The 23,003-nt window shown below is 72.6% G+C and carries 17 protein-coding genes; 6 read left to right on the forward strand and 11 right to left on the reverse strand.

Annotated elements, in window-relative coordinates; all coding sequences use genetic code 11:
• Positions 1 to 52: 52 nt before the first annotated feature.
• Together ACJOT3_RS08135 and ACJOT3_RS08140 are read right to left on the reverse strand one after the other, a co-directional pair.
• Positions 53 to 1,135 (reverse strand): CU044_5270 family protein, encoded by a 1,083-nt coding sequence (locus ACJOT3_RS08135; protein WP_406970462.1) that lies wholly within the window; start codon positions 1,133 to 1,135, stop codon positions 53 to 55.
• Positions 1,132 to 1,701 (reverse strand): RNA polymerase sigma factor, encoded by a 570-nt coding sequence (locus tag ACJOT3_RS08140; RefSeq protein ID WP_406970464.1) that lies wholly within the window; start codon positions 1,699 to 1,701, stop codon positions 1,132 to 1,134. The genes ACJOT3_RS08135 and ACJOT3_RS08140 overlap by 4 nt, the downstream gene beginning before the upstream one ends.
• A gap of 214 nt (positions 1,702 to 1,915) precedes the next feature.
• Between ACJOT3_RS08140 and paaZ the strand changes: the two genes are divergently transcribed.
• The 3 genes from paaZ (at position 1,916) to ACJOT3_RS08155 (ending at position 8,072) form a co-directional block, all read left to right on the forward strand.
• Entirely contained in the window at positions 1,916 to 3,955 is a 2,040-nt protein-coding gene (gene paaZ, locus ACJOT3_RS08145) for a phenylacetic acid degradation bifunctional protein PaaZ (RefSeq protein WP_406970466.1), read from the forward strand.
• Positions 3,956 to 4,932: 977 nt separating this feature from the next.
• Positions 4,933 to 6,116 (forward strand): IS3 family transposase gene (locus ACJOT3_RS08150; RefSeq protein ID WP_406970468.1). Its coding sequence is split into 2 segments (ribosomal slippage): positions 4,933 to 5,191 and positions 5,191 to 6,116, totalling 1,185 coding nucleotides; the frame shifts between segments, so codons are not numbered across the junction.
• Positions 6,117 to 7,694: 1,578 nt separating this feature from the next.
• Complete coding sequence (locus tag ACJOT3_RS08155) at positions 7,695 to 8,072, forward strand: MerR family transcriptional regulator (RefSeq protein WP_406970470.1); 378 nt, start codon at positions 7,695 to 7,697, stop codon at positions 8,070 to 8,072.
• Between the two features lie 67 nt (positions 8,073 to 8,139).
• Here the strand turns inward: ACJOT3_RS08155 and ACJOT3_RS08160 are convergent, their stop codons facing one another.
• The 6 genes from ACJOT3_RS08160 to ACJOT3_RS08185 all read right to left on the reverse strand — a co-directional run bounded on the left by ACJOT3_RS08160 (position 8,140) and on the right by ACJOT3_RS08185 (position 17,208).
• Positions 8,140 to 9,486 (reverse strand): dihydrolipoamide acetyltransferase family protein, encoded by a 1,347-nt coding sequence (locus ACJOT3_RS08160; protein ID WP_406970472.1) that lies wholly within the window; start codon positions 9,484 to 9,486, stop codon positions 8,140 to 8,142.
• Positions 9,483 to 10,478, reverse strand: coding sequence for an alpha-ketoacid dehydrogenase subunit beta (locus ACJOT3_RS08165; protein ID WP_406970474.1), 996 nt, complete (start codon positions 10,476 to 10,478; stop codon positions 9,483 to 9,485). The genes ACJOT3_RS08160 and ACJOT3_RS08165 overlap by 4 nt, the downstream gene beginning before the upstream one ends.
• 3 nt (positions 10,479 to 10,481) lie before the next feature.
• On the reverse strand, positions 10,482 to 11,567 hold the full coding sequence (gene pdhA / locus ACJOT3_RS08170) for a pyruvate dehydrogenase (acetyl-transferring) E1 component subunit alpha (protein WP_406970476.1): 1,086 nt from the start codon (positions 11,565 to 11,567) through the stop codon (positions 10,482 to 10,484).
• A 229-nt stretch (positions 11,568 to 11,796) separates the two neighbouring features.
• Positions 11,797 to 12,120, reverse strand: a complete 324-nt coding sequence (locus tag ACJOT3_RS08175) for a hypothetical protein (protein WP_406970478.1) — start codon at positions 12,118 to 12,120, stop codon at positions 11,797 to 11,799.
• A gap of 196 nt (positions 12,121 to 12,316) precedes the next feature.
• Positions 12,317 to 14,026, reverse strand: coding sequence for a hypothetical protein (locus ACJOT3_RS08180; RefSeq protein ID WP_406970480.1), 1,710 nt, complete (start codon positions 14,024 to 14,026; stop codon positions 12,317 to 12,319).
• Positions 14,027 to 14,184: 158 nt separating this feature from the next.
• Entirely contained in the window at positions 14,185 to 17,208 is a 3,024-nt protein-coding gene (locus tag ACJOT3_RS08185) for a helix-turn-helix transcriptional regulator (protein WP_406970482.1), read from the reverse strand.
• A gap of 125 nt (positions 17,209 to 17,333) precedes the next feature.
• On the opposite strand from ACJOT3_RS08185, the gene ACJOT3_RS08190 reads away from it, so the two are divergent.
• Positions 17,334 to 18,005, forward strand: coding sequence for an esterase/lipase family protein (locus ACJOT3_RS08190; RefSeq protein WP_406970484.1), 672 nt, complete (start codon positions 17,334 to 17,336; stop codon positions 18,003 to 18,005).
• A gap of 97 nt (positions 18,006 to 18,102) precedes the next feature.
• Here ACJOT3_RS08190 and ACJOT3_RS08195 read toward each other — a convergent pair whose 3' ends face one another.
• The 3 genes from ACJOT3_RS08195 to ACJOT3_RS08205 form a co-directional block, all read right to left on the reverse strand.
• Positions 18,103 to 18,681, reverse strand: a complete 579-nt coding sequence (locus ACJOT3_RS08195; protein WP_406970486.1) for a DUF1349 domain-containing protein — start codon at positions 18,679 to 18,681, stop codon at positions 18,103 to 18,105.
• A gap of 203 nt (positions 18,682 to 18,884) precedes the next feature.
• Entirely contained in the window at positions 18,885 to 20,246 is a 1,362-nt protein-coding gene (locus ACJOT3_RS08200; protein ID WP_406970488.1) for an MFS transporter, read from the reverse strand.
• Between the two features lie 257 nt (positions 20,247 to 20,503).
• The gene (locus ACJOT3_RS08205; RefSeq protein WP_406970490.1) at positions 20,504 to 20,665 is read right to left on the reverse strand and encodes a hypothetical protein; all 162 of its coding nucleotides are present in this window, start codon (positions 20,663 to 20,665) and stop codon (positions 20,504 to 20,506) included.
• Positions 20,666 to 20,740: 75 nt separating this feature from the next.
• On the opposite strand from ACJOT3_RS08205, the gene ACJOT3_RS08210 reads away from it, so the two are divergent.
• Complete coding sequence (locus tag ACJOT3_RS08210; protein WP_406970492.1) at positions 20,741 to 22,312, forward strand: trypsin-like serine protease; 1,572 nt, start codon at positions 20,741 to 20,743, stop codon at positions 22,310 to 22,312.
• Positions 22,313 to 22,432: 120 nt separating this feature from the next.
• Positions 22,433 to 22,912, forward strand: a complete 480-nt coding sequence (locus ACJOT3_RS08215) for a MarR family winged helix-turn-helix transcriptional regulator (RefSeq protein WP_406970494.1) — start codon at positions 22,433 to 22,435, stop codon at positions 22,910 to 22,912.
• Positions 22,913 to 23,003: the final 91 nt, after the last annotated feature.

Raw genomic sequence — 23,003 nt, forward strand, 5'->3', positions numbered from 1 at the left:
CCGGCCCGTCCACAGGCTGTGGACGGGCCGGACGGGCCGTCGGCCCCCCGGGTCAGGGCCGGTCCTCGACCTCCGCGACCCAGCCCGACTCCACCACCACGACGTAGCGGTTCACCATCGGCAGCTCCACGCCTTCGGGGGGGTCGAACGGGGACGCCGTCTCGACGATCTCGTAGTAGAGCGGCATGCCGGTCCCGGCGTCGAACATGATCCGGCGTTCCAGCGTCGCGTGCGAGCTGACCTGGTCGTCCTCCACCAGGAAGAGCTCGCCCTCGCGCCCGTACCGGTCCCGGGTGGTCCCGGCGTAGAACACCTCCTCGTGTTCCGCGAGCACGCGGAGCACCGCCGCCTGGACCCGCTGTTCGACGGGGTACTGCACGTACAGCTCCTCCAGTGCGCGGAAGAGCGAGATGGCGGGGGCGTCCTCGCGCGTGTGGTCCGTCGCCTCGTACAGCTGCCGTTCCAGGGCCCCGGGGTCGGTGGACAGCTCCTCCGGCTTCCAGGCGAAGGTCAGGGTGCCGGGCTTGTCCAGGGGGTCCCACGAGTACCGCGAGGCATCGGTGGGGAAGCCGAGGACGGGCCCCGGGTCGCCGCCCAGGTACTCGGGTTCGCCGGGGTCGATGATCTGGAGTCCCGAGTCGTCCGGGGACCGCCACAGCCGGGTCTCCTCGGGCTGGACCCCCCACCCCTCCTTCCCGTCTGAGTCCCCGGAGAACGTGAGCGCCCACTTGTAGGTCCTGACGTAGGCCACGTCGCCGCCTCGGGCGGGCGGCCGCGCCGCCTCGGCGGCCTCGGCCAGGTCGATCAGGCGGTCCCGGCTCTCGGTCCGCTCGGCGACGGTCACCTCCAGCGGGGCGGGCGGCGGGCCCGCGTGGGCCGGGGCGCCGCGGAACAGCAGGGGGGAGAGCACGGCGGCCGCCGTCAGCACCGCCGCCGCACCGACCAGGGACGGCCGCAGCAGGGGGCGCCGGGGCAGGAGGCGGGAGGTCCGCAGCGGGCGGTACCCGGAGGCGATGACCTCGATCCGGGACAGTTCGCGCGCGGTCGGGTCGTCCGGAAAGGGTGCGGCGGGGTCGTGTCCGGCGAACGCGCGCCGCACGGCGGCGACGTCGTCGCGGAGTCCGGTGTCCTTCATGCCTGCTCCTTCGGGGTGGCGGGGGAGAGGTCGCGGAACGCCGCAGGGGCCGGTGGCGGCGGGGATTCCAGGAGTCGCTCGATCCGTCTGCGGGCCCGGTGCAGCCGCACCCGCACGGTGGCGGAGGTGCAGCCGAGCACCCGGGCCGCCTCCCGCGGTTCGAGCCCCTCCCAGGCCAGGAGCATGATCAGCTCGCGGTCGGTCTCGCTGAGCCGTTCCAGGGCCCGGAGCGCGCTGTCGCGTTCGGCCACCGAGCCCGTCGGGTCCGGTTCGCCGGCGCCGTCCCAGGCGAGCGCGGTCGACATCTCTCCTTGTCGCCGCAGCTCCCGCCGCCGGACCCGGACCACGTTGCGCGCCACCCCGTACAGCCACGGCAGGGGTTCGTCCCGGGGCAGCCGGTCGAACCGCCGCCAGGCGATGGCGAAGGTCTCCGCGGCGATGTCGTCGGCCGCCTCGGGGCCCAGCCGCCGCAGCGCGTAGCGCCGCACGTCGTCGTAGTGCCGGGTGAAGAACCCGGTGAAGAGCTCGCCCATGGCGGCGCCCCCGGTGTCGTCCGCACCGTTCATCGCTCCCCTTCCGCTCGCCGTCACCCTCTTTCTGTCTCCAGGGCCCCGCTCGTTACATCGTCTCGGGAACTTGTCGACAAGACGACCTCTCCACACGTCCACATGGTGGGAAAACGCAGGTGGCGGCGGACGCGGCCACCCGGGGACTATTTACTGAACGATCGGTCTGTAATACTGTGCCGGAAGACACTCAGCCCGAGGAGAGGACCGTCAGGTGTCCGAAGTACTGGAGAGCTACGCGCTGGGGTCGTGGTTCACCCCCGCCGACGGGGGCGAACCCCTCGCCGACGCGAACACCGGCGAGACCGTCGCCCGCATGTCGAAGAACGGCCCCGACATCGCCGCCATGGTCGACTACGCCCGCACCGTGGGCGGCCCGGCGCTGCGCGCCCTCACCTTCCACCAGCGCGCGAACCTGCTCAAGTCCCTCGCCCAGCACCTGATGCAGTACAAGGACGAGTTCTACGCGCTCTCCTACCGGACCGGCGCCACCAAGCGCGACAGCATGGTGGACATCGACGGCGGCTTCGGCACCCTCTTCAGCTTCTCCAGCAAGGGCCGCCGCGAGCTGCCCAACTCCACGGTCATCCTCGACGGCCCCCTGGAGCGGCTCAGCCGCGAGGGCACCTTCGTGGGGCAGCACGTCTACACCTCCCGGCCCGGTGTCACCGTGCAGATCAACGCGTTCAACTTCCCCGTGTGGGGCATGCTCGAAAAGCTCGCCCCCGCGTTCCTGGCCGGGCTGCCCAGCATCGTCAAGCCGGCCGCCCAGACCGCCTACCTCACCGAGGCCGTGGTCCGCCGGGCCATCGAGTCGGGCATCCTGCCCGAGGGCTCCCTCCAGTTGCTCATCGCCGGGCACCGCGGGCTGCTCGACGACCTGGGCCCGCAGGACATCGTCGGCTTCACCGGCTCGGCCGCCACCGGCGCCATCCTGCGCAACCACCCGAACGTGGTGAGCGGCGGGACGCAGCTCAACGTCGAGGCCGACTCCCTCAACTGCTCCATCCTGGGCCCGGACGTCACCGCCGAGGACCCCGAGTTCGACCTGTACATCAAGCAGGTCGTCAGCGAGATGACCGTCAAGGCGGGACAGAAGTGCACCGCCATCCGCCGCGTCATCGTGCCCGAGGCCATGGCCGACACCGTCGTCGAGGCGCTCAAGGCCCGCCTGGCCAAGGTCGTGGTGGGCGCCGCCGACCACCCGGACACCCGCATGGGCGCCCTGGTGTCGCTGGCCCAGCGCGACGAGGTCCGCAAGGCGGTCAAGGCGCTGCGCACCTCCTGTGAGCTGGTGTTCGGCGACCCCGATGAGGTCGAGGTGGTGGGCGCGGACGCCGAGTCCGGCGCGTTCATCTCCCCGATCCTGCTGCGCGCCGAGCCGGGTGCCCGGGAGCCGCACGAGGTCGAGGCGTTCGGCCCGGTCAGCACCGTCATCACCTACGGCTCGGTGGCCGAGGCCGTCGAGCTGGCCGCCCTGGGCCAGGGCTCCCTGGTGGGCTCGCTGGTCACCCACGACGCCGACGTGGCCCGCGAGGTCGTGCTGGGCGTCGCGCCCTGGCACGGCCGCATCCTGGTGCTGGACCGGGACGACGCCAAGGAGTCGACCGGCCACGGCTCCCCGCTGCCGGTGCTGGTGCACGGCGGCCCGGGCCGGGCGGGCGGCGGCGAGGAGCTGGGCGGCGTGCGCGGCGTCAAGCACCACATGCAGCGCACCGCGATCCAGGCCTCGCCGGACATGCTCACCGCGATCACCGGGCACTGGACCACGGGGTCGAAGCGGAACGTGGAGGACGTCCACCCCTTCCGCAAGAACCTCGCCGAGCTGCGGATCGGCGACACCATCGAGTCGGCGGAGCGCACGGTGACCCGCGCCGACATCGACCACTTCGCCGAGTTCACCGGTGACACGTTCTACGCCCACACCGACGAGGAGGCCGCGGCCGCCAACCCGCTGTTCGGCGGGATCGTGGCGCACGGCTACCTGGTGGTGTCGCTGGCCGCGGGCCTGTTCGTGGACCCGGCGCCGGGCCCGGTGCTGGCCAACTTCGGCGTGGACGACCTGCGGTTCCTCACCCCGGTCAAGGAGGACGCGGTCATCAAGGTGACGCTGACCGCCAAGCAGATCACCCCGCGGACGAACGCCGAGTACGGCGAGGTCCGCTGGGACGCCGTGGTGACCGACCAGGACGGCGAGGCCGTCGCCACCTACGACGTGCTGACCCTGGTCGCCAAGGGCGAGGGCCAGGAATAGCGCCACGGCGCCACGTCGATTTGTCGACAAAGCGGTGCCCCCGGCCGGTCGGCCGGGGGCACCGCCGTGTTCGGACCACGCCACCGGGATGCTCTGCCCCAGGGGATTTCCACCTACCCGGGGCCCTGGCCCCGCCCGTCCCCGGGCCTGGAGCCCTCACCACAACCGGAGGGCGTCGCGCTTCCCCCGCCACAGGGGGTTCCCACCTTTCCCGAGGCCTCCGGCCCCAGCCCGGTCACCTGCCTGGCCGCCCCCGCCCCAGGGGATGACGGCCGCAGGAGGCCTCCCGGCCCGAACCCAGGGGGTTGCCCACCTGACCTGGGGCCTCAGCCCCAGCCCGACCACCTTCCTGGCCACCCCCGCCCCAGGGGGTTCCCACCTTCTCCGGGGGCCTTGGCCCCAGCCCGGTCACATCCGTGGCCACCCCCGCCGCAGGAGGTGACGGTAGTAGGAGGCCTCCGGCCCTGGCCCCTGGGGGTTTCCCCCCTGGCCTGGGGTCTCAGCCACAGCCCGGTAACCTGCCCGGGGCCTTAGCCATAGCCGGAGTGCGTTGTGCCTCCCCCGCCGCAGGGGGTGACGGCAGCAGGAGGCCTCCCGCCCCGGCCCCGGGGGGTTTCGGTAGAGCGGGACGGGGCCCGGGCCCCAGGGGGTGAGACAGCAAGAGCAGGTTTCCAAAACCCCCGCCATCTGCGGAGGGCGGTCTGAAGGTCCGCTCTCGGTCGCGTTGGTCTCCACGGGTCACCGTTTGGGAACGTACAGACCCGGGCTGGGCGCGGAGCCGTCCCCACGGTACGACGCCCGGCAGACCACAGAGGCGTACGCGTTGGGCTCACGTCCCCGGTGGTGGGGGTGTTGCTTTTCCAGGGGACGGGTCGGGGCACAGCGCACATCCCCGGCCACACAGGTCCACTGAGGTGCCCCGAGGTTTCCGGACAGGGATCCAATACAATCATTCCTTAAGGAAACCAGGAGGGCACATGGGCAGGCCGAGTAAATACTCGCCAGAGTTCCGCGCCGAAGCCGTAAAACTCGTGCAGGAAACACAGCGACCGATCTCCCAGGTCGCCCGAGAGCTCGGCGTGAACACCGAGACCCTGCGCGAGTGGGTCAAAAAACACCGGCAAGAACACGAGAACGCGAACCCCGACCTGAACCTGAACGAACGCGCCCGCCTCAAAGAACTCGAACGCATCAACCGTGAACAGGCCATGGAGATCGAGTTCCTGAAAAAAGCAGCCGCGTACTTCGCAAAGAATCGTCCGTGACGGACATCTACGAGTTCATCGAGACCACCCGGGCCGATGACACCGCGAAGTACGCCTTCCCCGTCACCTTCATGTGCTCCCGGCTGGACGTTTCCCGTTCCGGCTTCTACGAGTGGAGGAGCCGGCCGGAGTCGGCGACGGCCGAGCGCCGCGAATACCTCACACTGCTCATCCGGAAAGCGTTCGACGACTCGGAGGAGACCTACGGTTACCGGCGGATCCACGCCCAACTCCAGCGCTGGGGCGTCCAGGCCGGCCCGGAGCTGGTGCGGCTGCTCATGCGCAGCATGGGCCTGGAGCCGTGCCAGCCGCGCCCCAAGCGGGTGTGTCTGACCCAGGGCGACGAATCCGCCGGGATCCCGGATCTGGTCCGGCGTGACTTCACCGCCCCTCGCCCGGGGGTGAAACTCGTCGGCGACATCACCTATATCCCCACCTGGGAAGGGTGGCTGTATCTGGCGACGGTGATCGACTGCTGCACCAAGGAGGTCATCGGATATGCCATGGGCGACCACTATCGCACCCCGCTCGTCATTCAGGCGCTGAAGAACGCGCAGAGGAACGGGAAGGTGTCCAAGGGTGCGGTGTTCCACTCGGACCGGGGCAGCAACTACACGCCGAAGGAATTCGGTGATTTCCTGAAGAAGCAGGGTCTCCAACGATCGGTCGGCCGGACCGGTGTCTGCTATGACAACGCGATGGCCGAGTCGTTCTTCGGCGCGCTGAAGAACGAGCGGGCGAACAGGATGGTGTATCCCACTCGGGAAAGCGCCCGGCGTGACATCACTCGGTACATCGAGCACTGGTATAATCACAGGCGTCTTCACTCCGCGCTGGGGTACAACACGCCTGCGGAGATCTACGCGGCGCATCAGGATTTGCGACTGGCCGCGTGAAATAGGCGGTTGAAATCCTGTCCGGAAACAGCAGGGCCCCTCACCACGGAAAGACGCTCCGCCTGCAAACCCGCGGTTGCACAGACCTCGCTTGAAAGCCCGACCACCTGGTGTAGTAACCCCGGCCCCGATCGCCCTCCCCGCCGCAGGGGGTGTCGGGAGGAAGAACCACGACCTGCACTCCAGGGGGTGACGGCCGCGGGTGCCTGCGGCATCAGCCCCAGACCGGAAGGCGAACCGCGGCCTCGCCGCAGGGGGTGACGGCCGCGCTTGTCCTTGGGCCCGGGGACAGGGGGTTTCGGAAGGTGGGACCGCTGCCGGTACCACCGGCAGTGTGGGTGCGGGTCACCCACTGTGGCCAGGGAGGGCGATCGGAGCCGGGGTTTCACTCTCTGGAGCGCAGGCCGAGGTTCTTCCTCCCGACACCCCCTGTGTCCGGGGAGGGCACTGAGGGCGGGGGTTACCCCGTCTGTGGTTGGGCTTTCAAGCGAGGTCTGTGCAACAGCCTGTTTCCAGTCGGAGCGTCTTTCCGTGGACCTGTGTGGTCGGGGGTGTGCGCTGTGCCCCGACCCGTCCCCTGGAAACACCCCCACCACCGGGGACGTGAGTTGAACGCGTACGTCTTTTTGGTCTGCCGGGCGTCGTACCGTGGGGACGGCTCCGCGCCCAGCCCGGGTCTGTACGTTCCCAGGGGGTGACCCGTGGAGACCAACGCGACCGAGAGCGGTCTCCGCACACCGCCCTCCGCAGATGGTTGCTGTTTTGGAAACCTGCTCTTGCTGTCTCACCCCCTGGGGTCGGGGTCCAGCCCCGCTCTACCCACACCCCCTGGAGCCGGGGCGGGAGGCCTCCCGCGGCCGTCACCCCCTGCGGCGGGGGAAGCGCGACGCTCTCCGGCTGTGGCTAAGGCCCCGGGAAGGTGACCGGGCTGTGGCTGAGGCCCCGGGCAGGTGGGAAACCCTCTGGGGTCGGGGCCGGAGGCCTCGTGCGGCCGTCGCCCCCTGCGGCGGGGGTGGCCACGGATGTGGCTAAGGGCTCTCTGGGAAGGGGATGGGCTGGGGCTAAGGCCCCAGGTCAGGTGGGCAGCCCCCTGAGGTCGGGCCAGAGGCCTCCTGCCGCCGTCACCCCCTGCGGCGGGGGAGGCCAGGGATGTGGCCGGGCTGGGGTTGAGGCCCCGGGGAAGGTGGAAACCCCCTGCGGCAAGGACCCCAATGGCGTGACCGGGCTGGGCTGAGGAGCCAGGTTGGGTGGGCAGCCCTCTGAGGTCAGGGCGGGAAGCCTCCTGCCGCCGTCACCCTCTGCGGCGGGGACGGCCAGGGATGTGACCGGGCTGGGGCTGAGGCCCCAGGTCAGGTGGGAAACCCCTGGGGCGAAGGAAAGCGTGACGCCCTCCGGCTGGGGCGGGGGCTCCGGGAGAGGGCGGGCTGGGGCCAGGGCCCCGGGCAAGGTGGGAAACCCCCTGGGGTCGGGGTGGCGCGATGCCCCAGGTTGTGGTGAGGGCTCCGGGTGGGGGCTTTCATGCTCTAGCCTTCACACACGTGTGAATGTCGACATGGGGACACATAAGAGGTGGCGCACATGAGGATCGGGGAGCTGTCGGAGCGCACGGAGGTCCCGCGCCGACTGCTGCGCTACTACGAGGAGCAGGGCCTCATCGTCTCCCACCGCCTGGAGAACGGCTACCGGGACTACGACGAGCCCACCGTGGACCGGGTGGTCCAGATCCGCGGGCTGCTCGACGCCGGGCTGCCCACCCGCATCATCAAGCAGATCCTGCCGTGCCTGGACAAGCCCCGCTCGATCCACTTCCCCGACGCCACCCCCGAGATGATCGCGACCCTGCGCGGCGAGCTCGACCGCATGGAGCGGCGCATCCGCTGCCTGGAGCAGAACCGGCGGGCCGTGGCCGAGTACCTGGACGACGTCCTCGCCTACGACCCGGCGGCCGTCTCCTGAGCCCGGACACGGGAGAGCGCCCCGGAGGGTGCCGACTCCCTCCGGGCCGCTGCTGTGGGACCCCCGCCTACAGGCGGGCGATGGCCGCGGCGGGGTCCTCGATGGCGTCGGCGACGACCCGCATGAAGCCGGCCGCCGCGCCGCCGTCGCACACCCGGTGGTCGAACGCGAACGACAGCTGGGTGACCTTGCGGACGGTCAGCTCGCCGTTCACCACCCACGGGCGGTCGATGATCCGGCCGATGCCGAGGATGGCCACCTGCGGGTGGTTGATGATGGCGGCGCTTCCGTCGACCCGCAGCGAACCGTAGTTGTTGAGGGTGAAGGTGCCGCCGGTCATCTCGGCCGGGGTGGCCTTGCCCGCGCGGGCGGCGGCGGTGAGCCGCCTGACCTCGGCGTCCAGCTCGGACGTGGTCATCCTGTGCGCGCCGAGCACGGCCGGGGCGACCAGGCCGCGGTCGGTCTGCACGGCCAGGCCGAGGTTGATGCCGTCGTACTGGACCAGCTCGCCGCGCTCGGTGTCCACCAGCCCGTTGAGCTCGGGGTAGGCGCGCAGTCCGGCGACGGTGAAGCGGGCGACGTAGGACAGCAGCCCCGGGCCGTCCGGGTGGGCGGTGCGCAGGCGGACCAGCTCGGTGGCGTCGACGTCCACCCAGACGGTGGCCTCGGGGATCTCGCCGCGGCTGCGCGAGAGGGCGGCGGCGACGCTCTTGCGGAACCCGCTCATGGGCACGCGGCTGGACTCGGCCAGCCCGGTGCGCGGGTCCACGGCCCCCGCCGGGACCGGGGCCGGAACGGCGTCCGCGGGTGCGGCGGCCGGGGTCTGGGCGGCCTCGATCGCGGCGAGCACGTCGCGGCGGGTGATGAGCCCGTCCTGGCCGCTGCCAGCGATGTCGGCGACGCGCAGCCCGGCCTCGCGGGCGAGCCGGCGCACCAGCGGCGAGGTCACCAGCGGGACCCGGCGCACCGCCGGGGCCGGGGACACAACGGCGTCGGGCGCCGCGGCCCTGCGCGGACGGCGACGGCGGCCCGTGGCCCCCGACTCCGGGGTGCCGTAGCCGATGAGCACGTTCCCCGAGCCGGTCCCCGCGCGCTCCTCCTCGCGGTACCGCTCGCCGTCCGCCGAGACCGGGGCGGCAGGCTCAGAATCAGCGGGCGCGACCGGCTCGGCGGACTCGTCGGCGACGCTGATCAGCGGGCCCCCCACCGCCAGCACCTCGCCCTCGGCGCCGTGCAGCTCGTGCACCACACCGCCGTACGGGGTGGGCACCTCCACGATCGACTTCGCGGTCTCCACCTCGGCGATCGGCTGGTCGACGGCGACGGTGTCGCCCACCGACACCAGCCACTTGACCACCTCGGCCTCGGTGAGGCCCTCGCCCAGGTCGGGCAGTTCGAAAACGTGGACCGTCACTGGTCGTCCTCCCACTGAAGGTCGTCCACCGCGTCGAGGATGCGGTCGACGCTCGGCAGCTGGTGGCGCTCCAGCTTGGGCGGCGGGAACGGGATGTCGAAGCCGGTGACCCGGCGGACCGGGGCGGCCAGGGAGTGGAAGCAGCGTTCGGTGACCCGGGCGACGATCTCCGAGGCGACGCTGGCGAACCCGCTGGCCTCGGCGACCACGACGGCCCGGCCGGTGGAGCGCACCGCGGCGCACACGGTCTCGTCGTCGAAGGGGACGATCGAGCGCAGGTCCACCACCTGGAGGCTGCGGCCCTCCTGGGCGGCGGCCTCGGCGGCCTCCAGAGCGACGGGCACGGACGGCCCGTAGGCGATGAGGGTGGCGTCGGTGCCGGGGCGGCACACCACGGCGGTGCCGATGCCGGGGCGCCCGGCTGCGGGGTCGAACTCCTCCTTGGCCCAGTAGAGCTTCTTGGGCTCCATGAACACGACGGGGTCGTCGGAGGCGATGGCCTCGCGCAGCAGGTGGTAGGCGTCGGCCGGGGTGGCCGGGGTGACGACCTTCAGGCCGGGGGTGTGGGCGTAGTACGCCTCGGAGGAGTCGCAGTGGTGCTCGACGCCGCCGATGCCGCCCGCGTAAGGCACCCGGATGACGATGGGCAGGGAGACGCGGCCGCGGGTGCGGTTGCGGAGCTTGGCGATGTGGCTGACGATCTGCTCGAACGCCGGGTAGGCGAACGCGTCGAACTGCATCTCGATGACGGGGCGCATCCCGTTCATCGCCATGCCCACGGCCAGGCCGGCGATGCCGGACTCGGCGAGCGGGGTGTCGAAGCAGCGGTCCTCGCCGAACTCGGCGGTGAGGCCGTCGGTGATGCGGAAGACGCCGCCGAGGGGGCCGACGTCCTCGCCGAAGACGTACACGGTCTCGTCCTCGGCCATGGCGTCGCGCAGCGCCCGGTTGAGCGCCTGGGCCATGCTGAGCTTGGTGGGGTCGGTGGCCATCGGTCAGTCGCTCTCTCTGCTCAGTTCGTCGGCCAGGACGGCGGCCTGCTCCTTCAACTGCGGGGTCGGCTCGGCGTAGACGTGGGCGAACAGTTCGGAGGGGTGGGGGTCGGTGTCGCGGGAGATGCCCTCGCGCATGGCGGCGGCGACGGCCTCGGCCTGCTCGGTGATCGCCTCCTGGCGCGCCCTGGTGAGCACGCGCTTGCGCTTGAGCAGCGCCTCCAGCCGGACCAGGGGGTCGCGGGCGACCCACGGGTCGACCTCGTCGCTGTCGCGGTAGCGGGTGTCGTCGTCGGCGTTGGTGTGCGCCTGCATGCGGTAGGTGTGCGCCTCGACCAGCTGCGGGCCCCCACCGGCGCGGGCGGCCTCGACGGCGCCGCCCAGGACGGCCAGCACGGCGGCGGTGTCGTTGCCGTCGACGCGCTCGCCGTTGACGCCGTAGCCGATGCCCTTGTGGGCGAGGGAGGGAGCGGCGGTCTGCCGGGCGAGGGGGACGGAGATGGCGTACTCGTTGTTCTGGATGAAGAACACGACGGGGGCCTTGAGGACGGCGGCGAAGTTCAGCGCCTCGTGGAAGTCGCCCTCGCTGGTGGCGCCGTCGCCGCACAGGGCCATGACGACGGTGTCCTCACCGCGCAGGCGGGCGGCGTGGGCGACGCCGACGGCGTGCAGCAGCTGGGTGGCGAGCGGGGTGGCCTGCGGGGCGACCTTGTGCTCGTAGGGGTCGTACCCGGCGTGCCAGTCGCCCTTGAGGAGGGTGAGCACCTGGACGGGGTCGACGCCGCGGGTGACGACGGCGACGGTGTCCCGGTAGGTGGGGAAGAGCCAGTCGTTCTCGCCCAGGACGAGGGAGGCGCCGACCTGGCAGGCCTCCTGGCCGTGCGAGGAGGGGTAGACGGCCAGGCGGCCCTGGCGGACCAGGGCACCGGCCTGGTCGTTGACGCGGCGGCCGACCACCAGGGCGGTGTAGGCGTCGAGGAGGCGCCCGTTGTCGGGGAAGGGCAGGGTCGGGTTCTCGACCTGCTTCCCCGACTCGTCGAGCAGCTGCACCGGCTGCTCGGAGGGGAGCAGGTCCCGGTCGTCGGCCATGCCTCTTCCTCCATATGTCGAATGTCGGGTGTGTCGAAGGTGACGTGTACAGACATATGGTGCGGTTTCTTGCCATCTGTTCGCTATACGTGGGACAAAGTCGAGAAAACGTCGCAGAAAGCCCCAGGTCGCGTGACCGATCGTCCAGATATGTGACCCGGCGCACGCCTTCGGGTGGACAGGTGGCCGACACCCTCGGTCACCCCCGTCCACTAGGGCCGGAACGCCGTCAGAGGCGTCCTCCGACTCGGCTCGTCAGCGGCAGGACGGCGGGGCCGCCCAGCACCCGCAGCCGGACGGTCCCGGGTTCGCCGCCCCGGCCGCGGCGCACCCAGTACGGGGTCCGGCCGGGGTCGGCGGTGACGACGAGGTCGACGGCGTCCTCCACCGGCCACCCGTTGGCGAGACCGGTCAGGGACGGGGCGCGGACCCTGCGCACGACGGTGATCGACGTTCGGGGCACGACGGCGCGCACCCCGGACCGCCACAGGCAGCGTTCCCGGACGAGTTCGACGGTGTCGTCGGTGATGAGGACGCCGGAGCGGGCGGCCACCTCCGGCAGACGCCACAGCGCCCAGGCGGCCAGGCGCCCAGGACCGCGGCGGGCAGGACGACGGCGAGGAGCACCCGCGGCTCGGTGAAGGTGCCCGGGCCCGGGAACGCGGCCAGGGCCACCGTGAGCGCGGGGAAGCCCAGGACGCCGACGGTCCGCTGGAGCCCGCGCCGACCAGCCCGGATCCCCGGCCGGATCAGGACTCGGCGACGCGCAGCCGCTCGTCCAGCCACGGCGGGACGTTCATCCAGTCCCGGGGGAAGTACCGCAGGTCGAGGGCGTGGTCGAAGGCGGTCGGCGGTAGGGAGAAGGCGGGCCGCCCGTCCCGGTCGTAGGCGACCCGCCAGCCGGCGATCGGCCCCACGGCGATGTCGACCGTGAACCAGGCGCCCCGCCCCTCGATGTAGGTGGCCGAACGCAGCACCGCCAGGGCGGCGCGCAGGTCCGCGCCCACCGGCAGTGCGCGGTCGCCGTCGGGGCGGATGGCGGTCAGGGTGCCGCCCGCGTACCCGGCCAGGGCGTGGTAGGTGAGGCGCAGCCGGGACCACTCCAGGCCGCCCGCCGCGCAGCGCATCCGGTCGGCGATCTCGTCGATCAGGGCGACCCGGCGGTCCAGGGTGATCCGCAGCGGCGGAACGCTGGGGCGGCCGGGCGGGCCGGGCCAGGGCGGGTCGTCGGCGGTGCGGTCGGACAGCAGGTCGGCCCAGGAGGGGAGGTGGGAGGGGGTGCGGCGGTCCATCTCGGCGCGGAGTTCGTCGACGTCGGCGGGCTCGCCGGTGGGGTGCGCGAAGCCGAGTTCGCGGATCTCCTCGTCCACCGGGCCGGGCATCCACTCCGGCCAGTGGTCGTAGGCGCGTTCCAGGGTGGCGTCCTCGCGGGTGACGGTGAGCCGGGCGAAGAGCCACCGGCCGTCGTCGTCGCCCTCGTCCTGCCGCAGGCGCTCCAGGACGGTGTGCAGGCCGGGGCCGGTGGCGACGGGGACGAGGTCGTCGTGGACGAGGCCGTGCGCGTGGGGCGCGCGGTAGACCAGGACCCGCCGGTCGGCGTCGCCCAGCAGGTGCTCGCGGACCAGCGCGGCGGCCTCGGCCAGGGCCTCCTCGGCACGCCCGTTCGGGGCGGCGCCCGCGGCCAGGGCGGTGACGCCGTCGCCGCGGCCGGGGAGCTCGCGGGCGGCGCGCATGGCGTCCCCGAGCAGCAGCATCCAGGAGTGCCCGCCGATGACGGGGTGCGCGGCGGCGGGCCCGGACCCGCTCGGCTCCATCTCCTCGGGGTCCTGTTCGCCGGTGAGCCCGAGCCTGCGGGCCAGCGCGAGCCCGGCCGCGAGGTCGGCGTCGTCGCGGCCCGCGTGGTCCAGGGCCGCGGCGAGCGCGTCGGCGTCCAGGGTGCGCTCCCGGGCCCGGGCGGCCAGGTCGGCCACGGTCTTGCGGGCGGACACGGTGCCCGCCGGGTCGGTGGTGTCGAGGGCGGCGCGGGCCACCCATTCGGTGAAGTCGTCCAGGTCGGCGCACCAGCCCACGGTGGCGGCCAGGCCGTCGTCCTCCCAGTCGTCGGGGTAGGCGGCGCGCGCCCACTCCCCGTCCCACCAGTAGGCGAAGTCGGGGCGGGGCCGCTCGGCCAGCCAGTCCCAGGGGAGTGCCTCGGGCGCGCCCTGGAAGGGGTCGATGGGCCGGGTCCAGGCGCGGGCGTCGGTGCTGTCGGGGTCCTGGCCGATGAGCAGGAACCCGCCGCCGGCCACCCGGGCCAGGCAGAACCGGGCCCCCAGCACCAGCTGGAAGTGGACGGCCCCGGGTCCGGGGACGCATTCGGTCAGTCCGAGCCCGGCGCAGATGGACGCGTAGGCCCCGGCCCGGGCCCACAGGACCTCGGGGTGGGGCAGGTCGGAGGGCAATCCTGGCAGGTGGAACACCGTGGCGCCTTTCCTGGGGGAGCCGTCCCGCACATTGTTCCCCACCGGGTACGGAGCGACCCCGTATTGTGCCGCCGTGTCACGGCCGATGTTTCACGTGAAACATCGCCGGCTCAGCCGCTATGCCCCGGCGGGTGCTCCGGGCCGACCGGCTCGGGTCACTCCGCGAGCACCGGGCGGTCGATGAGGCGGCTCAGCTCCACCCGGGAGCGGATGCCGAGCTTGGCGTAGATGTTGCGCAGGTGATGGTCCACCGTCCGGGTGCTGAGGAACATGCGCGCCGCGACCTCCCGGTTGGTGGCGCCGCCCGCCACGTGCCGGGCGATGCGCAGCTGCTGCGGGCTCAGGTCGGCCAGGCGCGACTCCGCGCCGGTGACCGCCCCGCCCGCGGCGCGCAGCTCGGCGCGGGCCTGGCGGGCCCAGGGCGCGGCGCCCAGCCGCTCGAAGGTCTCCAGCGCCTCGGACAGGTGCTCGCGGGCCGGTCCCGGATGGCGTGAACGCCGCAGCCGCGTACCCAGCAGCAAGCGGGTGCGGGCCTGCTCGAAGTCGCAGTACCCGGAGGTGTGCAGCTCCAGCGCGCGCAGCAGGTGGCCGGTGGCCTCCTCGCCGTCGGCCAGCAGGCCGCGGCAGCGCGCCACCAGGGCGCGGGCGGTGTCGTTGCCGGTGGCCTCCGCCCAGGCGTGCAGGGTGGCGACCCCGGCGTCGAGGCGGATGTCGAGGCCGCCGCGCACCCCGGCCTCCACCAGGTGCGGGGTCAGCAGCAGGCGCACGGCGGTGTGGCTCTGCCCGGGGCCGGAGCGGGTGAGGGCGCGCAGCCGCACCGCCGCTTCGCGGGCCCGGCCCGCGCCCAGGTCGAGCAGGGCCAGCGCCCAGGAGGCGAGGGCGGCGGGCAGCCCCACGTCGTGGGCCTCGGCGGTGGCCAGGGCGGCCCCGGCCAGCTCCCGGCAGGACTCCTCGTCGCCGCGGATGGCGGCGACGAACGCCAGCGCGGCCCGGTGGTGCCCGGCGCAGTTCTCCTGGCCGGTGGCCAGGGCGGTGCGCAGGCCCTCCGCCGCGCTCTCCTCGGCCAGGGACAGGCGGCCGAACCAGAGTTCGGCGTAGGTGAGGAACTCCAGGGCCTGGGGGACCAGGGCGGCGGCCCCGGTGCGGCGGGCGGTGAGGACGGCCCGCCCGGCCAGGGCGCGGGTGCGGATGTGGTCGCCGCACAGCAGCCCGGCGATGACGCCCAGGACGAGGGTGTCGGGTTCGCCGAGCCGGTCGGCGGCGGCCTGGACCCGGCGCAGGGCGCTGACGCCCTCGGTGTGGCGGCCCTGGAAGACGGCGGACTTGCCCGCCATGTAGTCGAGGAGGATGCGGTCGCGGGGTGCGGCGGCCGCTCCGGCGAGGATGTGGGCGCGGGCGACGGTGGCGAAGTAGCGTTCGTGGTCCCCGGCCAGGCAGCAGGCCTCCCCGGCGTGGTGGAAGAGGTCGACGGCGCGGGACAGGTCGTGCGCGGCCGCGGTCTCGGCCGCGGCGCTGAGCCGGTGGTAGGCGTCGATGGCCACGCCGGTGCGCAGGTCCATCTGGGCGGTGAGGGGGTCGGCGGCGTCGCCAGCCCGCTGGGCGTGGCGCCTGGCCCGCCGCTGGTCCCCGGCGAACCACGCGTGCCACGCGGCCATCAGGAACCGCCCTTCGCGTTCCCCGGGTGCACCGCCGGTACCGCCCCCGCCGCCGGTCACCGCCGTTCCCACGGCCGGGGCCGGTGGGGCCGACAGGGCCGGTGGGGCCACCGGAGTCCCCGAAACAGTCGGGGTCACCGGGGTTGTCGGGGCCGGTGGGGCATCCTGGGTCGCCGGGGCCGCCGAGTCGGTCGGGGGCGCCCCGACAGCAGGGGCGGCCGGGGATGTCAAGGCGTGTGGGGCCGGTGGGGCGGCCGGGGCTCCGGTGGCGGCAGGGGACAGCGCGACCGCGGCGGGGGTCCCGACGGGTGCCGCGGGACGTCCGGCGACGGCGCCCACCGCCGGGGTGAGCTCGGCGGCGCGTTCCCACAGGCGGGCGGCGGTGGCGTGGTCGGCGGTGGTGCGGGCGGTCGCGGCGAGCTCGGCGGCCAGCCCGGGGTCGGTGCCCGCGACGGCGGCGGCCCGGTGGCGGATCGCGGCGGCCGGGGTGTCCGCGTACAGGTCGGCCAGGGTCCGGTGGGCGGCGTGGCGTTCGGCCAGCGGGGAGCGGTGGAAGCAGGCGGTGCGGACCAGGGGGTGCGCGGGGACCGGCGACCCGGCCTCGTGGCGGACCAGGCCCGCGGCCACGGCGGGGTCGAGGTCCCCGGGGTCCAGGCCCGCGCGTTCGGCCCGGTCGTGGTGGTCGATCGCGTCGTCCAGTACCAGGAGCAGCAGTCGGCGGCGGGCGGTCGCGGGCAGGGTGCGCAGCAGCCGGGCGCAGGTGTCGGTGATGGCCCCGTGCGAGCGGGGCGGGTCGCCCAGGGGCGCGTCGCCGCGCGCCTGGGCGGCGGTGAGCGCGGCGGCCAGCTCCGCGGCCGCGCCCGGGCTGCCCTGGGCGGCGGCGACCAGGTCGGCGCGGACCCCGGCGGCGAGCGGGTACGGGGACCGCTCGTCGAGGAGGTCGGACAGCACCGGGTCGGGCAGCGGTGACAGCGGCAGGCGTTCGGGCCCGGCCAGGTCGCCGAGCGCGTGGGCGTCGGCGGTCAGCAGGGTGGCGACGCCCTCCACGGAGAACCGGCGGGCGGCGAACGCGATGGCCAGCCGGGACGGCGCGTCCATGAGGTGGAGGTCGTCCACGCACACCAGCAGCGGGTGTTCGGCGGCGGCCTCGGTGAGCAGGGCCAGGGCGGCGGCCTCCAGCGGGAAGGGCCGGTCGACCCGCCCCAGGGACAGCGCCTCCTCCAGGACCCCGCGCTGGGCGTCGGGCAGCCGCGGCAGGTAGCGGAGCACGGTGCGCAGCAGCTGGTGCAGCCCGGCGTAGGCCAGGTCGCTCTCTTCGGGGACCGCGCGGGCGTACAGGACGGTGAGGTCGTCGGCCTCGGTGACGGCGCGGGCCAGCAGGGTGCTCTTGCCGCTGCCCGGGCCGCCGGTCAGCAGGAGGGCGTCGCTGCGCCCGGTGCGGGCGGCATGGAGGAGGCGGCGGACGGCGGCGAGTTCGTGCTCACGCCCGGAGGGGATGGTGACAGCGGGGGGCACTCTGGTCACCCATCAAAAGTTACCCACGAGTTAAAGAGAAGTAAAGGGACCGGCGATTCAGCCGATGCGCACCCAGTGACCGGTGTCACACACTCACTCCAGATCCCCCCGCCGATCCCCGGAGGACCCCCCGAATGAAGCGCCTCCTCTCCGTCCTCAGCGCCCTGGTGCTGGCCGCCGTCCTCTCCTTCGCCCAGGCCGCGCCCGCCGCGGCCGCCTCGCACGCCCCCGTCATCTTCATCCACGGTTTCGCCGGCAAGGGCGAGCAGTGGTCCACCATGCGGTCCCAGCTGGTCGCCGCCGGCTACCCGCAGAACCGGCTGCACGTCTTCACCTACGACTGGCTCCGCTCCAACAAGACCATCGCCGGCCAGCTCTCGTCCTACGTGGACGGGGTCCTCGCCCAGCACGGGGCGAGCAAGGTCCACCTGGTCACCCACTCCATGGGCGGCCTGTCCTCCCGCTGGTACATCAAGAACCTCGGTGGCGCGCAGAAGGTCGACCACTGGATCTCGATCGGCGGCCCCAACAACGGGACGAACATCGCCAACCTCTGCCCGGGGCTGGTCACCTCCTGCGCGGAGATGCGCCACGGCTCGTCGTTCCTCAACGAGCTCAACTCCGGGAACCCGACGCCCGGCCCGACGGTCTACACGACCTACCGCTCGCCCTGCGACATCGTCATCTCCCCGACGTCGAGCACGTCCCTGCCGGGCGCGGCCAACCACCAGACCGGCTGCCTGGAGCACATCTCGATGATGTGGAACTCGTCGGTGATCTCCGGCGTGCGCGACACCATCACCTGATCCACTCCGCCCTCTCCCTCCTGACCTCCTCCCCATCCCCCGCTCGGGCGGGTCGGCGCCCCTCCCTCGCCGACCCGCCCCTCCCTCGTTCGGAGCCCTAAGCGTGTGTGTCCTCGGGGATCTCGGAGGACACCGAGTAGTCCCGGAACACCGCGCGGAACCCCTCCCGCTGCGGCGAGCAGCACATGACCCCTACGTGACAGGTCTCGCCCAGCGGCAGGTGGGCCAGGCGCAGCAGCCGCCAGGCGCCCCAGCCGTCGAGGTACTGGACGTTGACGGTGTCGCCGGTGCGGATCGCGCGGACGGTCACCGGGTGGAAGGACCCGCCGGTCCGGGCCAGGGAGACCACCGACCAGTCCGAGAACCCGCGGGTGACGACGGAGCTGACGTTGAGCCCGCCGTGGACGAACTCGGTGCCGGTCTTGATCCAGTTCTCCTCGTCGGCGCGGAGCATCAGCCCGGCCTGGTCGTACTGCTCCAGGTAGTCGCCGTCGAACGTGACCTGGACGGTGAAGTCCCCGGTGACCTCGGCGGACAGGAAGTGGCCGTCGTCGTGCACGAACCCGTAGTGGGTGTGCCGCCAGAAGTCCTTGCGGTCCCCGGTGGTGACGGTGAGGACGTCGTCCTCGACCTTCCAGGCCGGGGGCTCGTTCATCCAGGTCATGTCGGTGAACACGGTGGCGCCTTTCGCTCGGGGAACGGTTGTGAGAGCGCTCCCAGAATCGTGGGTCCGGCCCCGTGTCGACAAGCGGGGAAGGCGATAGGGCGCCGAGAAGAGAAAGAGAGAGGGCGGTACGGCGACTTCTCGCCGTACCGCCCTCCGGGATCCGGGATCAGGGGATCCGAGACGAGGGATCAGGGATCAAGGGGATCAGAGGGTCAAGCGGTCTTCTCGGCCTTGTCCCTGTCGTCCTCGTCGTCGACGTGCAGGTCGACGCCCATCCTCTCCTTGACCAGCGAGACCCCCAGGAAGGAGACCGCCGCGGCGCCGACGATGTAAACGCCGATGCTCCAGGACCCGCCGGTGCTCTCCAGCAGCAGCTGGGCGATCATCGGGGCGAAGGCGCCGCCCAGGATCGCGCCCAGGGCGTAGCCGATGGAGACGCCGGAGTAGCGGACCTCGGCCGGGAACATCTCGGCGTACAGCGCGGCCTGCGGGCCGTAGCTCAGGCCGAGCGTCAGGCAGAAGACGAAGACGCCGACGAAGTAGAGGTAGATGTTCGCGGTGTCGACCAGGAACCACATGGGCACGGACCAGGCCGCGAGCAGGACGTAGCCGATCTGGAAGGTGCGCACCCGGCCCCAGCGGTCGCTGACCCAGCCGCCGTACAGGGTGGAGATGAGCCAGCCGAAGGAGGCGAGGGTGGTGGCCAGCAGGACCGGCCCGCGCTCCATCTCCAGCGCGGTCGAGGCGTAGGTCGCCAGGAAGGCGATGACCAGGTACCCGGCCGCGTTGTTGGCGAGGAAGATCAGCGCGGAGAGCACGACCTCCTTGGTGTTCTTGCGGAACAGGGTGCCCAGCGGGGCGGAGGCCTTGGCGCGGCGCTGCTGCATCAGCTTGAAGACCGGGGACTCCTCCACGGACTTGCGGATGAGGTGGCCGACGATGATCAGCAGGAAGGACAGCAGGAACGGGATGCGCCAGCCCCAGGCGAGGAAGGCGTCCTGGCCGATGATCACGGTGATGAGCCAGACGACGAAGGTCGCCAGGATCATGCCGCAGGGCACGCCGATCTGCGGGTAGGCGCCGAAGAAGCCGCGCTTGTTGACCGGCGCGTGCTCGACGGACATCAGGGCGGCGCCGCCCCACTCGCCGCCGGCGGAGAAGCCCTGGAGGATGCGCAGCAGGATGAGCAGGATCGGGGCGGCCACGCCGATCTGGGCGTAGGTCGGCAGCAGGCCGATGAGGCAGGTGGCGACGCCCATCAGGACGAGCGTGGCGACCAGGATCTTCTTTCGGCCGAACCGGTCGCCCAGGTGCCCGGCGACGATGGCGCCCAGGGGGCGGAACAGGAACGAGATGCCGATGGTCGAGAACGACAGGATCTGCGCGAGGCCGGGGTTGGCCTCCGACAGCGGTGCGAGGAACAGGGGCGCCAGGACAAGACCGGCCGCCTGGGCGTAGATGAAGAAGTCGTACCACTCGATGGTGGTACCGACCATGGTCCCGGCCAGGACCTTGCGCCGCTCCTTGGTGTCCAAGGGGGCGGATCCCGAGGCCGTGGCGTCGGATGTTGCCATTGCTGCTCCGTAATGTCTGCCGACCCTGGGGTCGGTCACTCCCGGGGGCCGCGCCCGGCGTTCGGGGAGGAACGCCGAATCGACACAGGACGGATGTGTCGAGACATAGGTCACGAGCCCTAGGACACTATGCCATGTGACCTACGGCATTTTGAACACCGGACCAGGATTTAAGCAGCTCAGACCCTATGGACTGACCGAACGTTCGGTGAGTGGTCGAACACCGTTAGGCCATCGCCGCAGGCCGCGGGCCCGCGTCAGCGCGTTCCGGAACCCACTCCGGGGCAGGCTCCGGACAGGAGGACGCGCAGCCGCAGGCACAGGCCGAGCACGCGCAGGGGCAGGGACAGCTCCAGGGGACCGAGGGCGGACGGGACGGGGCAGCGGGCGGCACAGGCCGCGGGCACGGGGTCGCTCATGTCCGGATAGTACCCCCTAGGGGTATGACCGGAACGCAACAGGGATGAACACCTCCACTACCTACGGTCATGGGCATGCGAAACCGAAGGCGTCACCCCCTGACCGTGCCGATGCTCGGCGCCGCGCTCGTGCTGGCCGCGCCCCTGTTCCCCGCCCTCTCCGCCGCCCCGGCCCAGGCCGTCATCGGCGGCGCCGAATCGACCGAGGCCTACTCCTTCATGGGCTCCTTCCAGCCCGCCTACCCCGCGCCACCGCGCCCGGACGGCCACGGCTGCGGGGTGATCGTGCTGGACCCGGAGTGGGTGCTGACCGCGAGCCACTGCGCGGGCAAGACCCCGACCGGGGCCGAGAACGGCGTTCCGCGCGACTGGAAGATCCGGGTCGGGTCCCTGGACACCACCACCGGCGGCGAGGTCGCCGAGGTCGACCACTACTACCGACTGGCGACCCACCGCGACGAGGGCGGGTTCTGGGGCCGCGACCTCGCGCTGCTGCACCTGAGCACCCCGGTCGGGGCGGAACCGGTGCGGATCGCCTCGACCACACCTGCGGACGGCACCGGGGCGCGCATCATGGGCTGGGGCATGACCTGCGAGAACGTCGGCGATCCCGGCTGTTTCCCGACCCGCCTGCACGAGGCCGACACCGAGGTTCGGCCGCTGGCCGACTGCCCGGACGCGGTGCCCGAGGGGGAGCTGTGCATCGGCGCCCCGGACGGTTCGGTCGCCGCGGGCAACATGGACTCCGGCGGGCCCGCCCTGGTCCGCGAGGACGGGGAGTGGGTGGTGGCCGGCGTGGTCAGCGGGCCCGGCGGGGCCGACGCGCCGACCCTGTACACCGACGTCACCCGGCACGCGGACTGGATCAACGGCATCATCGACGGCACCGCCGAGCTGCCGCCCGACGACGTGATCCCGGACGTGGCGGGCGCGGTGGACCTGGGCGGCTGCACGGGCTCGGTGGTCCGCACCGCCGACTCCCGGCCGCGGGACCCGGCGCTGCTGCTGACCAACGGCCACTGTGTGGAGGAGGCCGAGCGGCCCGCGCCGGGTTCGGCCCTGGTGGACCTGCCCGCCGACCGCGAGGTGGCGGTCGGGGACGAGGAGGGGTATCCGCTGGTCACCGCGCACGCGGACCGGCTGGTGTACGCGACGATGACCGGGACCGACATCGCGCTCTACCGCCTGGACCGCACCTATGCGGAGGTGGAGGCCGCGGGTGCGAAGGTCTTCGAGCTGGCCACCGAACCGGTGCGGGCGGGGGACCCGCTGAGCGTGCTGCACACCAGCGAGCGGTTCGACTGCACCGCCGAGGCCGTGGTCCCGCACCTGAAGGAGGGGGAGTACCTGATGGACGACTCCATCCGGTACGCCGAGGACGAGGGCTGCGCCCCCCGGTTCGGCACCTCCGGCTCTGCGCTGGTGGGCGCGGACGGCACCACGGTGGTGGGGATCCACAACACCCACAACGAGAGTGGCGAGCAGTGCACCGACGACAACCCCTGTGAGGTGGACGGGGAGGGCAACGAGACCTCCCTGCCGGGGCGCGCGTACGGACAGCAGGTCCACATGATCGCGGCCTGCCTGGCGGCGGGGTCGGAGCTGGACCTGTCGCGCGCGGAGTGCTCCCTGCCCGCGGCGGCCTGACGGACCCTTTGTCGGCCCGTCCCCTTGTCGGTCCGTCCCCTTGTCGGCCTGTGTCCTTGTCGATACAGGGACACGATGACAAGGGGACGGGCCGATTCGGCGATAGGGGAGACTGGAGCGGTGAGCACCGAGAACACCCGCCCCGGCCCGCCCGCACTGAGCGTCTCCGTCCTCGTGCTGACGCTGGCCCGCCGGGTGGAGAACGAACTCGGCGCCGCCCTGGCCCCGCTCGACCTCACCGTCGCCCGGCTGGGCCTGCTCGGCCACATCGCGGGGGTGCCGGGCATCTCCTTCAGCGACCTGGCGCGGATGTCGGGGATCACCGTGCAGAGTGCGCATTCGGGGGTGAAGGCGCTGGTCGCCGCAGGTCTGGTGCACGATCTCACCGCCCGGCCGGGGGCGGCGTCGAGCATCGAGGTCACGGCCAAGGGGCGCGAGCTGCTGGAGCGCGCGGGGCGGGAGATCGCGCGGGTGGACGAGGAGCTGTTCGGGCCGGAGGCCGATCCGATCCAGCGGCAGGTGGGCGCGGCGTTCCGCGAGGCGTTCGCCGCCCTGGCCCCGCCGCCGTCCCCGTCGCCGTCCCCACCGTCGCGCGACTGACCCGGCCCGCGGAACTGACCCGGCCCGCGGGGCACCCCACCTTCAGCATGGCTGAAGCATGCCTTAAGCTTCAGGCAATCTGAAGGTTCTG

It is taken from the genome of Nocardiopsis protaetiae (assembly GCF_045446735.1).
GTDB lineage: Bacteria > Actinomycetota > Actinomycetes > Streptosporangiales > Streptosporangiaceae > Nocardiopsis > Nocardiopsis protaetiae.

What these genes read in the sequence shown, in the direction of transcription:
- ACJOT3_RS08135 (WP_406970462.1), bottom strand. Translation starts at nt 1,135, where the DNA reads ATGAAGGACACCGGACTCCGCGACGACGTCGCCGCCGTGCGGCGCGCG.
- ACJOT3_RS08140 (WP_406970464.1), bottom strand. Translation starts at nt 1,701, where the DNA reads ATGAACGGTGCGGACGACACCGGGGGCGCCGCCATGGGCGAGCTCTTC.
- ACJOT3_RS08155 (WP_406970470.1), top strand. Translation starts at nt 7,695, where the DNA reads ATGAGGATCGGGGAGCTGTCGGAGCGCACGGAGGTCCCGCGCCGACTG.
- ACJOT3_RS08165 (WP_406970474.1), bottom strand. Translation starts at nt 10,478, where the DNA reads ATGGCCACCGACCCCACCAAGCTCAGCATGGCCCAGGCGCTCAACCGG.
- pdhA (WP_406970476.1), bottom strand. Translation starts at nt 11,567, where the DNA reads ATGGCCGACGACCGGGACCTGCTCCCCTCCGAGCAGCCGGTGCAGCTG.
- ACJOT3_RS08190 (WP_406970484.1), top strand. Translation starts at nt 17,334, where the DNA reads ATGAAGCGCCTCCTCTCCGTCCTCAGCGCCCTGGTGCTGGCCGCCGTC.
- ACJOT3_RS08200 (WP_406970488.1), bottom strand. Translation starts at nt 20,246, where the DNA reads ATGGCAACATCCGACGCCACGGCCTCGGGATCCGCCCCCTTGGACACC.
- ACJOT3_RS08205 (WP_406970490.1), bottom strand. Translation starts at nt 20,665, where the DNA reads ATGAGCGACCCCGTGCCCGCGGCCTGTGCCGCCCGCTGCCCCGTCCCG.
- ACJOT3_RS08210 (WP_406970492.1), top strand. Translation starts at nt 20,741, where the DNA reads ATGCGAAACCGAAGGCGTCACCCCCTGACCGTGCCGATGCTCGGCGCC.